This is a genomic window from Corallococcus sp. 4LFB (assembly GCF_046520365.1).
Lineage (GTDB): Bacteria > Myxococcota > Myxococcia > Myxococcales > Myxococcaceae > Corallococcus > Corallococcus caeni.
Genome location: NZ_JBKGHJ010000221.1, coordinates 1 through 13,420, shown reverse-complemented (window position 1 = coordinate 13,420; position 13,420 = coordinate 1). Strand labels below are relative to the sequence as shown.

Annotated in this window: 12 protein-coding genes and 1 pseudogene; 2 read left to right on the top strand and 11 right to left on the bottom strand. The window is 69.6% G+C overall.

Features of this window, described 5'->3' with window-relative positions; all coding sequences use genetic code 11:
- The 3 genes from ACLEQD_RS22785 to eno form a co-directional block, all read right to left on the bottom strand.
- On the bottom strand, positions 1–451 hold a 451-nt coding region (locus tag ACLEQD_RS22785; protein ID WP_410386695.1), incomplete at its 3' end, for a LysM peptidoglycan-binding domain-containing protein.
- Positions 452–495: 44 nt separating this feature from the next.
- Entirely contained in the window at positions 496–1,287 is a 792-nt protein-coding gene (gene surE / locus ACLEQD_RS22780; protein WP_410386693.1) for a 5'/3'-nucleotidase SurE, read from the bottom strand.
- A 2-nt stretch (positions 1,288–1,289) separates the two neighbouring features.
- The gene (gene eno / locus ACLEQD_RS22775; RefSeq protein WP_410386692.1) at positions 1,290–2,588 is read right to left on the bottom strand and encodes a phosphopyruvate hydratase; all 1,299 of its coding nucleotides are present in this window, start codon (positions 2,586–2,588) and stop codon (positions 1,290–1,292) included.
- An 80-nt stretch (positions 2,589–2,668) separates the two neighbouring features.
- Between eno and ACLEQD_RS22770 the strand changes: the two genes are divergently transcribed.
- On the top strand, positions 2,669–3,757 hold the full coding sequence (locus tag ACLEQD_RS22770; RefSeq protein ID WP_410386691.1) for an ADP-ribosylglycohydrolase family protein: 1,089 nt from the start codon (positions 2,669–2,671) through the stop codon (positions 3,755–3,757).
- Between the two features lie 107 nt (positions 3,758–3,864).
- On the opposite strand, the gene ACLEQD_RS22765 is transcribed toward ACLEQD_RS22770, so the two are convergent.
- From ACLEQD_RS22765 to ACLEQD_RS22750, 4 genes are all read right to left on the bottom strand, one after another.
- Complete coding sequence (locus ACLEQD_RS22765) at positions 3,865–4,044, bottom strand: hypothetical protein (RefSeq protein ID WP_171412519.1); 180 nt, start codon at positions 4,042–4,044, stop codon at positions 3,865–3,867.
- A gap of 419 nt (positions 4,045–4,463) precedes the next feature.
- On the bottom strand, positions 4,464–4,889 hold the full coding sequence (locus ACLEQD_RS22760; RefSeq protein WP_014396139.1) for a type II toxin-antitoxin system RatA family toxin: 426 nt from the start codon (positions 4,887–4,889) through the stop codon (positions 4,464–4,466).
- Positions 4,890–4,935: 46 nt separating this feature from the next.
- Complete coding sequence (gene glpX, locus ACLEQD_RS22755) at positions 4,936–5,901, bottom strand: class II fructose-bisphosphatase (protein ID WP_410386690.1); 966 nt, start codon at positions 5,899–5,901, stop codon at positions 4,936–4,938.
- Positions 5,902–5,945: 44 nt separating this feature from the next.
- The gene (locus ACLEQD_RS22750; RefSeq protein ID WP_410386697.1) at positions 5,946–6,356 is read right to left on the bottom strand and encodes an acyl-CoA thioesterase; all 411 of its coding nucleotides are present in this window, start codon (positions 6,354–6,356) and stop codon (positions 5,946–5,948) included.
- A gap of 93 nt (positions 6,357–6,449) precedes the next feature.
- On the opposite strand from ACLEQD_RS22750, the gene ACLEQD_RS22745 reads away from it, so the two are divergent.
- On the top strand, positions 6,450–8,063 hold the full coding sequence (locus tag ACLEQD_RS22745) for an alkaline phosphatase family protein (RefSeq protein WP_410386689.1): 1,614 nt from the start codon (positions 6,450–6,452) through the stop codon (positions 8,061–8,063).
- A gap of 21 nt (positions 8,064–8,084) precedes the next feature.
- Here the strand turns inward: ACLEQD_RS22745 and ACLEQD_RS22740 are convergent, their stop codons facing one another.
- The 4 genes and pseudogenes from ACLEQD_RS22740 to ACLEQD_RS22725 form a co-directional block, all read right to left on the bottom strand.
- Positions 8,085–8,342 (bottom strand): hypothetical protein, encoded by a 258-nt coding sequence (locus ACLEQD_RS22740; RefSeq protein ID WP_410386688.1) that lies wholly within the window; start codon positions 8,340–8,342, stop codon positions 8,085–8,087.
- A 380-nt stretch (positions 8,343–8,722) separates the two neighbouring features.
- Complete coding sequence (gene nadC, locus ACLEQD_RS22735; protein ID WP_410386686.1) at positions 8,723–9,604, bottom strand: carboxylating nicotinate-nucleotide diphosphorylase; 882 nt, start codon at positions 9,602–9,604, stop codon at positions 8,723–8,725.
- Complete coding sequence (locus tag ACLEQD_RS22730) at positions 9,532–13,047, bottom strand: valine--tRNA ligase (protein WP_410386684.1); 3,516 nt, start codon at positions 13,045–13,047, stop codon at positions 9,532–9,534. Before ACLEQD_RS22730 ends, nadC begins: the two co-directional genes overlap by 73 nt.
- Before the next feature lie 52 nt (positions 13,048–13,099).
- A pseudogene (locus ACLEQD_RS22725) lies at positions 13,100–13,420 on the bottom strand (response regulator); the annotation flags it as partial.

Below are 13,420 nucleotides of genomic sequence, written 5' to 3'. Positions count from 1 at the left end.
CCACGCGCGCACGCGGCGGCTGCTCGCGGCGCGACACCGCGGGCACCGAGCGGCGCGGCGTGGACACCGGCGCCTGCCCCGGCTTCGAGAGCACCAGCTCCGGCTCCTCGTCGGACAGCGGGCCCGGGTCGCCGTACTTCGGGGGCTCCGCCCCCGGAATCATCAGCTCCTGGCCCACGGACAGCTCGCGCGGATCCTTGACGCCGTTGGCCCGCGCCAGCTCCTCCACCGTGATGCCGTACGTCTTGGCGATGCGGTACATCGTCTCGCCCGGGGCCACGCGGTGGCGCACCGCCACCAGCTCCGGCTCCTCGTGCGTGGGCCTCAGCGCGAACGACAGCGGCTTGCCGTCACTCGTGGACGCGGAGCGCGCGTCCGCCGTGTCCAGCCGCGAGGAGGAAGCGGCCTGGGTGCCCACGCAGCCGCTGCACAGCGCGGCCGCGAGCAACACCCAGAGCGCCCTGCCCGCTCGGCTGGAGCCGCTCGGCCCCAACCTCAGGCACCGCCGCCCGAACCGTGCCGCGTGAAGCCCTGCAGGTTCCACCCCGACAGCTCGGGGATGCGCCCGTGGTCGGTCATCTCGAAGTGCAGCGGCGTCACCGACACGCGCTTCTCGTCGAAGACGGTGTTGCAGTCGCTGCCCGGGATGTCCTCGTGCGCGTACTCCGTGCCGCCAATCCAGTAGTACTTGCGGCCGCGCGGGTCCTCCTTCTCCACGACGTTGTAGCCGTAGGAGTGCCGCCCCTGCCGGGTGATGACGTAGCCGTCCGGCTCCACGCCGCCCGGGATGTTCACGTTGAGGAGCATCCGGGGCGGCAGGGGCCGCGACAGCGCCTCCGTCACCAGCGCCCGCGCGAAGCGGCCCGCCGGCCCGAAGTCGAACGGCCCCCGTGTCACCAGGCTGAACGCGATGGCCGGAATGCCCAGGAACGCGGCCTCCATGGCCGCCGCCACCGTCCCGGAGTACGTGACGTCGTCCGCCAGGTTCGCGCCGTGATTGATGCCGGAGACCATGAGCTGGGGACGATTGTCCTTCAGCAGGTGGTTCACCGCCAGATACGAGCAATCCGTGGGGGTGCCGTCCACGGCGAACCACCGCTCGCGCACCTCCTTGATGCGCAGCGGCCGGTGCAGGCTGATGGCATGGGAGGCGGCGCTCTGCTCGCGGTCAGGCGCCACCACCCACACCTCGCCCAGGGGGCTCACCGCCTCCACGAGCGTCTGCAGCCCTTCGGAGAAGTAGCCGTCGTCGTTGGAGACGAGGATGCGGGGGCGCGAAGTGCTCACGGTCACTGCTTCTTCGCGAGCGAGCGGAAGGCCGTACGGCCCGCGTACCGCGCCCCGGCGCCCAGCTCCTCTTCGATGCGCAGCAGCTGGTTGTACTTGGCCACGCGGTCGGAGCGCGACGCCGAGCCTGTCTTGATCTGCCCGCAGTCCAGCGCCACCGCGAGGTCCGCGATGGTGGTGTCCTCGGACTCGCCGGAGCGGTGGCTCATGATGGACGTCATGCCCGCCTTGTGCGCCATGCGCACCGCGTCGAACGTCTCCGTCAGCGAACCAATCTGGTTCACCTTCACCAGGATGGAGTTCGCCGTGCCCGTCTGGATGCCCTTGGACAGGCGCTCCACGTTGGTGACGAAGAGGTCGTCGCCCACGAGCTGGACCTTGTCACCCAGCGCGTCGGTGAGCTTCTTCCAGCCCTCCCAGTCATCCTCCGCCATGCCGTCCTCGATGGAGATGATGGGGTACTTCTGCGTCAGGCCCCGGTAGTACTCCAGGAGGCCCTGCGAGTCGTACTCCTTGCCCTCGCCCTTGAGCTTGTACTTCTTGGAGCCCTTGTCGAAGAACTCGCTCGCGGCCACGTCCAGCGCCAGGAACAGCTGCTCGCCCGCCTTGAAGCCCGCGGCGTCGATGGCCTCCATGATGAGCTTGAGCGCCTCCTCGTTGGCCGGCAGGTCCGGGGCATAGCCGCCCTCGTCGCCCACGCCCGTGGCCAGCTTGCGGCCCTTCAGAATCTTCTTGAGCGCGTGGAACACCTCCGCGCCCCAGCGCAGGCCCTCCGCGAAGGTCTTCGCGCCGGCGGGCACCACCATGAACTCCTGCACGTCCACGCGGGTGTCCGCGTGCGCGCCGCCGTTGAGGATGTTCATCAGCGGCACGGGCAGCGTGCGCGCCTGCAGGCCGCCCACGTAGCGGTACAGCGGCAGGCCGTGCGCGTCCGCCGCGGCGCGCGCGGCGGCCATGGAGACGGCGAGGATGGAGTTGGCGCCCAGCTTGGACTTGGTGGACGTGCCGTCCAGCTCAATCATCCGCTGGTCCACGGCGACCTGGTCCACGGCGTCCATGCCGATGAGCGCGGGCCCGATGGTGTCGCGCACGTGGTCCACGGCCTTCTGCACGCCCTTGCCCAGGTAGCGGCCCTTGTCGCCGTCGCGCAGCTCGTGCGCCTCGTGCTCGCCGGTGGAGGCGCCGGAGGGCACCGTCGCGCGGCCACGCGAGCCGCCCACGAGCAGCACTTCGGCCTCCACCGTCGGGTTGCCACGGGAATCGAGCACTTCACGCGCCAGGATTTGAGCGATCTCGGTCATAGGCGGCCGTTTCTACGAGGCACGGCCGGAACGGGCAAGCGCGCTCGCACGGGCCGCCTGCTACAGTGTCCAGCCGCCGAATGCCGCCTCCTCCCAAGCGCCGCGCCACGGGCCCCGACCCGCTTCCCGGTCAACGCGCCCGGGGTGCCCTGCTGGGCCTCGCCATCGGCAACGCCCTGGCCGTGCCCACCGCGGGAAGGCCCTTCTACGCGCCGGCCTTCCCCCAGCTCGCCGAGGGGCCGTACCAGGGCATGCACGGCGGCGGACAGCACGACCTGCGCAAGGGGCAGGTGACGGAGCCCACCCAGCTCGCGGTGGCGCTGGCCCTGAGCCTGCGCGACCTCAAGCGCTACGACGCGGGGGACGCGCTCAAGCGCTACCGGGCCTGGCAGCCGCACGCCCTCTGCGTCAGCGAGCCCATGCGGGAGCTGTTCCAGGAGTGTGACGCGAGCCTCACGCCCCAGCTGAAGGACGCCGGCAAGCGCGTCTGGCAGAAGAACTTCCGCCGCCAGGCCCCCGCGGGCGCCCTGCCCCGCGTGGTGCCCCTGGGCGTGGTGCTGGCGAGGGACGCCTTCGCCCTGGCCAGGGCCGCGCTGGAGGACACCGCCCTCACGCACTTCGACCCGCGCAGCCAGCTGGCCAGCGCGGGGCTGTGCGCCGCCATCGCCAAGGCGGTGACGGGGGGGCCGCACCTGAAGGCCGCGGACCTGCTGCCGGCCGCGGAGGTGGGCATCTCCCTGGCGGCCGCCGCCCTGGGGAAGCAGGAGAAGGACTACGTCCAGGAGGTGTCCCAGGCCGCGGGCCTCCTGCGCGAGGACCTGGCCCTGGCGGCCAAGGACGACCCGCAGCTCTACGGCCCGGAGCTGCACATGCACCGGCCCGGCGATAACGCGGTGCGTGCCGCGTTCCGGCTGGCCTTCTGGGAGCTGCTCCACGTGCCCACGGCGGAGGCCGCGCTCCTGGACGTCATCCACCGGGGCGGCGACACGGAGGTCCACGCCTCCGTCACCGGAGCGCTGGTGGGCGCCTTCCACGGTGAAGGGGCGCTGCCAGAGGAGTGGCGAGAGCAGGTCCTCCTGGCCCTCCAGCCCTACAACCCCCTCCAGAAGGGGACGGTGCTGTGGGAGGTGTACCACCCCCGGCACCTGCTGCTGCTGGCCCCGGCCTAGCGGAAACCCCGCAAATGCGAAGCCCGCGGGGGCCGCCGGTTGAGGGACGGCCCGTCCGCGGGCTTGAGAACACGCCGTGGCTCCGGGGCCACGGGTGGGGTGGGTCATCAGCCGAGGAGGTCGATGACGACGACGCCTCGCGACGGCTTCTCATCCTCGGTGTCCGTCCTCCGGTGGGGACGGTCATCGGGTGCGGGCAGTGGGAGTTCCACCACCGGCCGCTCGTAATCCTCGCGGCGGAGCCGCTCGCGGCGCTTGATTTCTTCAATGATGAACGCGTCGAGCATGGGTTCGGTCTCTCCCTCAGCCTACGTACCCCGATGTACGCCCGCCGTCCCGCCCCCTTACCACTTCCACATCTCTTTGATGCAAATTAAGAACCCCGGTTTCTTTGTGGGGACGCCGCCCTGATTCCGCATGGCTGCTCGTCCAGCTCCCGACATCCGGGACAGGGCAGCCGTGCCACGGATGTCAGGGAGACGTCCGTGGACGTTCAAAATTCGCCTGATCCTAATGCGCTCACCGCGCGCCGCAACACGACTCATTTCAGGTGGCCCCCCCGCCCTCGCGCGGCACGGTTCCAGCCGAAAAGGGCCCGCCCGCCCTCCTGCTCCCTTGCACGGCGTGGGCCGCGTGGGAAGGCAGGCTGGCGGGCGGAGAGCTGACGCGGAACGTCAGCGGTGACGAAGGCCGTCGACGAAAGGCGTCAGGGGGCTTCCGCGCGGCGCTTGAAGGCCTCCAGCATCTTGGGGAGCTGGGTCTCCGTGAGGGTGTTGATGATGGCCTTGGGGATGAGGGCGCCCAGGGCCATCTCCACGTTGTAGGTGGCGCGCGTCTTGCCCTCGCCCTCGGGCTCCAGCGTCCAGCTGCCCTTGTTGTCCTTCATCACCTCGCCCTCGACGAAGGTCCAGGACATGCGCTTGGGGCGCTCCTCGGTGACGCGGATGGTGTAGCGGATGCGCTTCACCACATCGACCTCGTAGTGCACCTGGACGGTGTTCCCCTGGCGCTGCGAGGTGGAGACCTTCTTCACCTCCGGGAGGAACTCCGCGTAGCGGTCGTAGTTCGTGATGATGTCGAAGACCTTCTCGACGGGGGCGTTGATGGTGATGGTGCGCGTGGCGCCGGCCATGACGGTGTCTCCGAAAAGGCGTGAAGGACTGGGCTTGCCGGACAGCTTACGGCGCGTAGCCCGGCTTCTTGTCGAACTTGTGGATGGACTGGATGAAGCGGACGGTGCCCGTCTTGCTGCGCATGACGACGGAGTGCGTCTCGCAGCCGCCGCCGAAGAAGCGCACGCCCTTGAGGAAGTCGCCGCTCGTGACGCCCGTGGCGGCGAACATCACCTCGCCGCGGGCCAGCTCCTCGGCGGTGTAGATCTTGTGGATGTCGGTGATGCCCATCTTCTTGGAGCGCTCGATTTCGCCCTGGTTGCGCGGCACGAGCCGGCCCTGCATGTCGCCGCCGGTGGCGCGGATGGCGGCCGCGGCGATGACGCCTTCGGGCGCGCCGCCGATGCCCATGAGCACGTCCACGCCGGAGCCCTCGAAGCAGGTGGCGATGGCGCCGGCCACGTCACCGTCCTCGATGAGGCGCACGCGGGCGCCCGCGGCGCGGACCTCCTTGATGAGGTCGGCGTGGCGCTCGCGGTCGAGGATCATGACCGTGAGGTCCTCCACGTAGAGCTTCATGCGCTCCGCGATGGAGCGCAGGTTCTCCGTGGGGGACTTCGTCAGGTCGATGGCGCCCCGGGCGCGCGGGCCCACGGCGATCTTCTCCATGTACGTGTCGGGCGCGTTGAGCAGGCCGCCGTGGCTGGACATGGCCACGACGGAGATGGAGCCCGGGCGGCCGTAGGCGCACAGGTTGGTGCCCTCCAGCGGGTCCAGGGCGATGTCCACCTCGGGGGCGCCGGCGGCGCGGGCGCCTACGCGCTCACCGATGTAGAGCATGGGCGCCTCGTCGCGCTCGCCCTCTCCGATGACGACCGTGCCGTCGATGTTCAGCGCGTCGAAGGCGCGGCGCATCGCGTCCACGGCGGCCTGGTCGGACTCGTCCTTGTTGCCGCGGCCCATGAGCCGGGCGGAGGCGATGGCCGCCATCTCGGTGACGCGCACGACCTCCATTGCCAGGTTGCGATCCATTGTCGGGTGCTCCTCGTTCGGGAATTCGGGAAGGGAAAAACGCTTCAGGTGTCGGTGTCGTCCGCGGCCTTCAGGCGGGCGATGGATTGGGGCAGCCGCTGAGGGCGGCCGTCGCGCCCCACGCAGGCGTGCATCGTGCGGCCGGTGCACAGCAGCGTGGGCGAGTCACCGTCGCGCAGCAGCTCGTAGGTGAACACGAGTGACGCACGGCGCAACTCACCCAGGGTGGTGCGGATGAGGAGCAGGTCGTCGTAGCGCGCGGACGCCTTGTAGTGGGCGCTGGCCTCCACCACGGGCAGCAGCAGCCCGGTGCTCTCCAGTTCGCGGTAGCTGCCTCCGTGGGCGCGGAAGAACTCGCTGCGGGCGAACTCGAAGTAGCGGAAGTAGTTCGCGTAGTAGACGACCCCCATCTGATCCGTGTCGCCGTAGATGACGCGCAGCCGTGCCTCGACCATTGAGCCGCCCATATCAGGGCGGGGTGACGTGTCCAAGCGGTGGGCGCGCATGTTGGTTGCTTCTGTTCATCCGGCCGGAGAGGCTGCCGCACCATGTCGCGCTTCCTCGCCGCCCTCCTCGTCCTGTTCGCCCTGCCGGCTGCCGCCAGGGCCCCCAAGCTCACGCTGTTCATCAGCGTGGACGCCATGGGCAGCGACCTCCTGCTCCGAAGCCGTCCGCGCCTCACCGGGGGCCTGGGCCGGCTGCTCTCCACGGGCGCGTACTACCCCTACGCCCGGTACGCCTACGCGGAGGCGCGCACGGCCCCGGGCCACGCCACGCTCGCCACGGGCGCGAACCCCTGGCGCCACGGCATCGTGGACAACGACGTCTACGACCGCGCGGCCGGACAGGCGGTGCAGGTCTACACGGACCCGACGCATCCGGTGCTGAACGGGCAGACGCCCCCGGGGTCGGACACGAGCCCGGTGAACCTGCTGGCGGAGACGCTGGCGGACCGGCTGCGCGTGTCCACGCAAGGGCGGGGCAAGGTGGTGGCGCTGTCGTTCAAGTCGCGCGCGGCCATTCCGCTGGCCGGGCGGCAGGGCCAGGCGTGGTGGTTCGACGAGGCCACGGGGCGGATGGTGACGAGCACCTGGTACGCGAAGACGGAGCCCGCGTGGATGCAGGCGTTCAACGCGCGCAAGCTGGCGGACGCGGGGTTCAGCAAGACGTGGGAGCTCTTGCGCCCGCGCGCTGAATACGCGGGCGACGACGACCGCGCGGTGGAGCCGGAGGCCTACGGCATGGGGCGCGTGTTCCCGCACGTGCTGAAGGGCGGGCTCCAGGCGCCCGGGCCCGCGTCGTACCGGGCGTTCGCGGTGTCGCCGTTGTCGCATGACCTGCTGGTGCAGGCGGCGAAGGCGGCCATTGCAGGTGAAGGGCTGGGCAGGGACGACGTGCCGGACATCCTCGCGGTGAGCTTCAGCGGGACGGACGCGGTGTTCCACGCGTTCGGGCCGTACTCGTGGGAGATGCAGGACACGATGCTGCGGTTGGATCAGGCGATCGGCGAGCTCATCGCCGCCGCCGAGCGCGCGGCGGGCGGGAAGGCGAACCTGGTCATCGCGCTGTCAGCGGACCACGGCGGCGCGGAGATCCCGGAGGCGTGGGCGCAGGCGGGCGTGCCGGCGGCGCGGCTCAACCCGGTGGAGGCGGCGAAGGGGCTGGCGCAGGAGCTGAAGGCGAAGTTCGGCGTGGACGTGACGGTGAAGCTGCTGGAGCTGGACGTGTACCTGGGCGGCAAGGCGCTGGACGACGGCAAGGTGGACGCCGCGGCGGTGCGGCGCGCGGCGGCGGCGTGGCTGGCGAAGCAGCCCTACACCGTGTGGGCGGTGGCGAAGGACGACCTGGCCACGGCGGCGGATCCGGATGGGCTCCTGGCGGCGACGCGGCGCGGCTACTACCCGATGCGCAGCGGCGACGTGGTGTTCATGGCGAAGCCGTTCCAGGTGATCAGCGACTACCCGCGCGGCACGAACCACGGCACGCCGTATTCCTATGACACGCAGGTGCCGGTGGTGTTCGCGGGCAAGGGCGTGAAGCCAGGCCTGTACGTGGAGGAGATCAACCCCGTGGACGTGGCCCCGACCCTCTCCGCGCTGCTGGAGATGGGGATGCCCGCTTCGGCGGAGGGCAAGCCTCGCGCCGAGGCGTTGGTGAAATGAAGGTGCGCAGGAGGAGCACTGTCACTTCCAGTGCTCCGGAAACACCTCGACCTGTTTGACGTCTCCAGTCGAGGCATTCAAGACGGCTCGCGCAATAACAAGCGCATCCTCGGGCCCTTGTCCAGCCTTGTAGAGAATGAAGACACGCTCATTGCCATCGATTTCCACGCCAATCGTCAGTTCCTGCCGGAAGGCCGCCGGGACCGGCGGATAACCGGCCAAGGCCTCGCGGACCGCAACGCGCGCTTTGGCCATCAGATCATCCAATCGGATCGTCACGGAAGCCAATCCCCAAGACTATCGCCGCCGGGCGAAACCAATTGACGCCTCCCCAACGAATTCAATTGGCCATCGAGCAGCTGACTTCATCCCCTGCTCCGCAATCCGCGCTCCACGCATTGGATTGGGGAAACAGCAGCACAGCTCAAAGCAAGAACAGGCACAAATCCAATGAGGCTTTTGGCATTTGAACACACTTCGGCCTGAGCCCTTGAGGGCTCGCTCGGACCATTAGGGGTGGATGGGGAGCGCCGCGACCTGCATTCAGTGAGTTGGCGCTGCCCTCAAAGGATGCGAGGGCTCGCCAATGACAATGGGCAGGCGGGTCAATCGTCACTGACCGGCCTGCCCATGTCCTCAACCTGGAATGAAGTGCCGCTTCAGCCCTGCGTGGCGCGTGACTTTCGCGCGGGCCTCTTCTTCGTCGTCGCGATCTCCAGCGACAGGTCCATGGCCCGCGCCGAGTGCGTCAGCGCGCCCATGGACACGAAGTCCACGCCCAGCTTCGCCAGCCGGGGCAGCCGATCCAGCGTGACGCCGCCCGAGACCTCGATGGGCACGCGGCTCGCCGTCAGCTTCACCGCTTCGCGGATCTGCGCGTCGTCCATGTTGTCCAACATGATGACGTCCGCGCCCGCGGCGATGGCCTCCTCCAGCTGCTTGAAGTTGGTGACCTCCACCTCAATCTTCACCAGCCGGGGGCCGTTCAGCTTCGCGCGGCGGACCGCTTCGGTGATGTCTCCACCCACCGCCGCGATGTGGTTGTCCTTGATGAGGATGCCGTCGAAGAGGCCGAAGCGGTGGTTGGACGCGCCGCCCATGCGCACCGCGTGCTTCGCCAGCCCGCGCATGCCCGGCGGCGTCTTGCGCGTGTCCAGCACCCGCAGCTTCGACCCGCGCACGGAGGTCATCGCCTGCTGGGCCAGCGTCGCGATGCCGGCGGCGCGCTGCACCAGGTTGAGCGCGGTGCGCTCCGCGGCGAGCAGCGAGCGCAGCTTGCCGTGGACGCGCGCGGCGACCACCTTCGGTTTGATCTCCTCGCCGTCGCGCTTGAGGACCTCCACCTCCACCTCCGCGTCCACCATGTGGAAGACGCGGACGAAGGCATCCAGGCCGGCGACGATCATCTGCTCCTTCGCGACCAGCTCACCACTGCCCTCCGCGTCAGCGGGAACCACCGCCAGCGAGGTCACGTCCCCCGCCGCCCCCAGGTCCTCGTCGAGGGACAGCGCGATGAGCCGATCGAGATAATCCTGCTGCACTTCCGCCTCCTACCGGCGCGCCTTGCGCGCGGCTTGCCCCGAGTGGTCTTCTTCGCCGCGGACTTCTTCGCGGCGGCCTTCTTCGCGGCTGTCTTCTTGCCCGCGGCCTTCTTCCCCGCCGCCTTCTTCGCGCCAGGCTTCTTGCCCGCCGCCTTCTTCGCGGCCGGCTTCTTCCCAGCGGCCTTCTTCGCGGGGGCCTTCTTCCCCGCCGCCTTCTTCGCGGCCGGCTTCTTGCCCGAGGCCTTCTTCGCCGGAGCCTTCTTCGCCGGAGCCTTCTTCGCGGCGGGCTTCTTCACCGGCTTCGCCGAGCCCTCCGGCGCCTCGCGGGCGTCGCCGCCCTCCTTGGCCCGGTCGAACTCGCGCATCGCGTCGTCCACGAGGCCCATGCTCATGTACGCGACGCCCAGGTCGTGGTGGTCCGCCGCGGACAGCCCTTCCTTGGTGCCCTCGCGCAGCTTGTTGAGCGCCTCCTCCACCACCGGATCCGCCGCCTTGGGCGCCTGAGAAGCCTCCTCGGCTTCAAGCTCGCCCTTCAGCTCCTGGCCCAGGTTCACGCCTTCGTCCTTCGGTGCCCGCGGCTCGGCGGCCACCTTCACCTGCGCGCTCTCGGGCGCGAGGGTCTCGGACGCTTCAGGGGCTTCGGACTCGGTGCTGCCCGGTAACGGTGACGGCGTCTCGGACATGGGGGGCTCCGGGGCGATGCGCTGGAGGTGATCCTGCAGCTTGACCGTGCGCTCCTGGAGCTCCGTCACCCGGGCCTTGTCCTTCTCCACCACGTCCGGCGGAGCACGGGCCACGAAGTTCGGGTTGTCCAGCTTGCGCTGCAAACTCGCGAGCTCCTGCTCGGCGCGCGCGATCTCCTTCTTCAGGCGGTCGCGCTCCGCGTCCAGATCCACCAAGCCCGCCAGGGGCACGTAGATCTCCAGGTTGCCGCTGACGAACGCCGCCGCCTGCGGAGGCTTGGCGCCCGGCGGGCCCACCACCACCTCGGACAGGCCCGCGAGCGGCATCAGGTACGCGCGCCACCGCTCCAGCAGCTCGCGCGTCGTCGCGTCCGGGCTCTGCACCACCGCCTTCACCTTGGCGGATGGCGGCAGGTTGCTCTCGCCGCGCAGCGTGCGCAGGCCCTCGATGGCCGCGATGACCGGCGCCATCTCACCTTCCGCGGCCGCGTCCACCCACGCCGCCTCCGGCTCCGGGTACGCCGCGATGCAGATGCTCTCCGTGGGACGGGACATCGGCAGCTTCTGCCAGATCTCCTCGGTGATGAACGGCATGAACGGGTGCATCAGCCGCAGGATGCGGTCCAGACACGTCACCAGCACCGCGCGCGTGGTGTCCTTGGCCTCCGCGTCCTCGCCGTACAGCGAGCCCTTCGCCAGCTCGATGTACCAGTCGCAGAACTCCGCCCACAGGAACTGGTACAGCGTGGAGGCCGCTTCCGCGAAGCCGAACGCCTCCAGCGACGCGCGCGTCTCTTCCGTGGCCTTCTGCAGCCGGGAGAGGATCCACCGGTCCGCCAGCGTCAGCTTGCGGCCCTCCAGCGGCGTGCGGTCCAGGCTGAAGTCGCCCATGTTCATCAGGGCGAAGCGGCTGGCGTTCCACAGCTTGTTGCAGAACGCCTTGTAGCCACCCAGGCGATCCATGGACAGCTTGATGTCGCGGCCCTGCTGCGTCAGCGACGCCAGCGTGAAGCGCAGCGCGTCCGCGCCGTGCGCGGGCATGCCCTGGGGGAAGCGGTTGCGCAAGGACGGCTGCAGCGCGTCCGCCTTCGCGCCGAGGATGACGTCCAGGGGATCAATCACGTTCCCCTTCGTCTTGGACATCTTCTCGCCCTTCTCGTCGCGCACCATCGCGTGCAGGTACACGGTGCGGAAGGGCACATCGCCCATGAAGTGCAGGCCCATCATCATCATCCGGGCGACCCAGAAGAAGATGATGTCGTGGCCCGTCTCCATCACGGACGTCGGGTAGAAGGTCTTAAGGTCCGCCGTCTGCCTGGGCCAGCCCAGCGTGGAGAACGGCCACAGCGCGGACGAGAACCAGGTGTCCAGCACGTCCGGGTCCTGCGTCAGCTCCGTGCCGCCGCACTTGGGGCAGGACTCCGGCGTCGTGCGCGACACGATGACGTCCGCCGTGTCCTTCGAGCGCTCCTCCGGGGGCGTGCACGCCGTGCAGTACCACGCGGGGATCTGGTGGCCCCACCACAGCTGGCGGCTCACGCACCAGTCGTGGATGTTGTTCATCCAGTGGAAGTACGTGTTCGTCCACGACTCCGGGACGAACTTCGTGCGGCCCTGCTGCACGGCCTCGATGGCCGGCTTCGCCAGCGGCTCAATCTTGATGAACCACTGCGGCGACAGGCGCGGCTCCACCACCGTGGCGCAGCGCTGGCAGGTGCCCACGCTCAGCTTGTGCGGCTCCTCCTTCTCCAGGAGGCCCAGCTCCGTCAGGTCCGCCAGCACCTGCTTGCGCGCCTCGGTCCGGTCCAGGCCCGCGTACTTGCCGGTGTCCTTCGTCATCCGCGCCGCTTCGTCCAGGATGGACAGCATCGGCAGCTTGTGGCGCAGGCCCGTCTGGTAGTCGTTGAAGTCGTGCGCGGGCGTGACCTTCACCACGCCCGTGCCGAACTCCATGTTCACCAGCTCCGCGTCCGCGATGATGGGGATCTCGCGGTCGGTGAGCGGCAGGGACACGCTGCGGCCCACCAGGCCCAGGTAGCGCGGATCATCCGGGTGCACGGCCACCGCCGTGTCGCCCAGCAGCGTCTCCGGGCGCGTCGTCGCCACGGTGAGCGAGCGGTCGCTGTCCTTCACCGGGTAGCGGATGTGCCAGAGCGAGCCGTTCTTCTCCTCGTGCTCCACTTCCAGGTCGGAGAGGGCCGTGCGGCAGGAGGGGCACCAGTTGATGAGCTTCTGGGCCCGGTACATCAGGCCCTCTTCGTACAGCCGGACGAACACCTCGCGCACCGCGGCCGAGGACTGCTCGTCCATGGTGAAGCGCTCGCGGCTCCAGTCCAGCGACGCGCCCAGGTAGCGGTGCTGCTCACCGATGCGCGCGCCGAACTTGCCCTTCCACGTCCAGACGCGCTCGAGGAACGCCTCGCGGCCCAGGTCGTGGCGGCTCTTGCCTTCGGTCTTCTTGAGCTCCTTCTCCACCACCATCTGCGTGGCGATGCCCGCGTGGTCCGTGCCCGGCAGCCAGAGCGCGTTGAAGCCGCTCATGCGCTTCCAGCGCGTCAGGATGTCCTGGATGGTGGCGGTGAGCGCGTGGCCGATGTGCAGGCTGCCCGTGACGTTGGGCGGCGGCAGCACGATGCTGAACGGCGGCTTGGCGGAAGGGGCTTCGGCGCGGAAGTAGTCGCGCTCCAGCCAGTGGTTGTACCACCGCGCCTCCACCTCGGAGGGCTCGTAGGCCTTGGACAGTTCAGTCGTGTCAGTCATTGCAAGCGCCGGCCCCCGACGGGGCCGGCGGGGAATCAGGGGGGACTGCGAATCAATGCTGGGTCTCGCGGTCCTTGATGAGCCGCTCCAGCTCTTCCCGGATGATGGTCTCCGCCAGCTGCGGGACGACCTCCCAGGCGATCTTCTCGATGACCTCGCGGGACGCCTTCGACAGCGCCTCGCGAAGCTGCGCCTCGCCGCCATCCGCGGCCGGACGGGCGCGCGCGGGCGGAGTGGCCGGCGAGGGTCCGCCGATGTCCAGGGAGATCTCCTCCGCGCCGCTGGGCTCCGGCAGCGAGTCCTCGATGCGGATGCTCTCCGGACGCGCCTGAGCGGCGGACGGCGCGGCCGGAGCGGAGGGAGCCCCAGGCAG

Excerpts from the sequence above, each read along its gene's own strand:
- eno (WP_410386692.1), bottom strand. The coding sequence starts at position 2,588 with ATGACCGAGATCGCTCAAATCCTGGCGCGTGAAGTGCTCGATTCCCGT.
- ACLEQD_RS22770 (WP_410386691.1), top strand. The coding sequence starts at position 2,669 with ATGCCGCCTCCTCCCAAGCGCCGCGCCACGGGCCCCGACCCGCTTCCC.
- ACLEQD_RS22765 (WP_171412519.1), bottom strand. The coding sequence starts at position 4,044 with ATGCTCGACGCGTTCATCATTGAAGAAATCAAGCGCCGCGAGCGGCTC.
- ACLEQD_RS22760 (WP_014396139.1), bottom strand. The coding sequence starts at position 4,889 with ATGGCCGGCGCCACGCGCACCATCACCATCAACGCCCCCGTCGAGAAG.
- glpX (WP_410386690.1), bottom strand. The coding sequence starts at position 5,901 with ATGGATCGCAACCTGGCAATGGAGGTCGTGCGCGTCACCGAGATGGCG.
- ACLEQD_RS22750 (WP_410386697.1), bottom strand. The coding sequence starts at position 6,356 with ATGGTCGAGGCACGGCTGCGCGTCATCTACGGCGACACGGATCAGATG.
- ACLEQD_RS22745 (WP_410386689.1), top strand. The coding sequence starts at position 6,450 with ATGTCGCGCTTCCTCGCCGCCCTCCTCGTCCTGTTCGCCCTGCCGGCT.
- ACLEQD_RS22730 (WP_410386684.1), bottom strand. The coding sequence starts at position 13,047 with ATGACTGACACGACTGAACTGTCCAAGGCCTACGAGCCCTCCGAGGTG.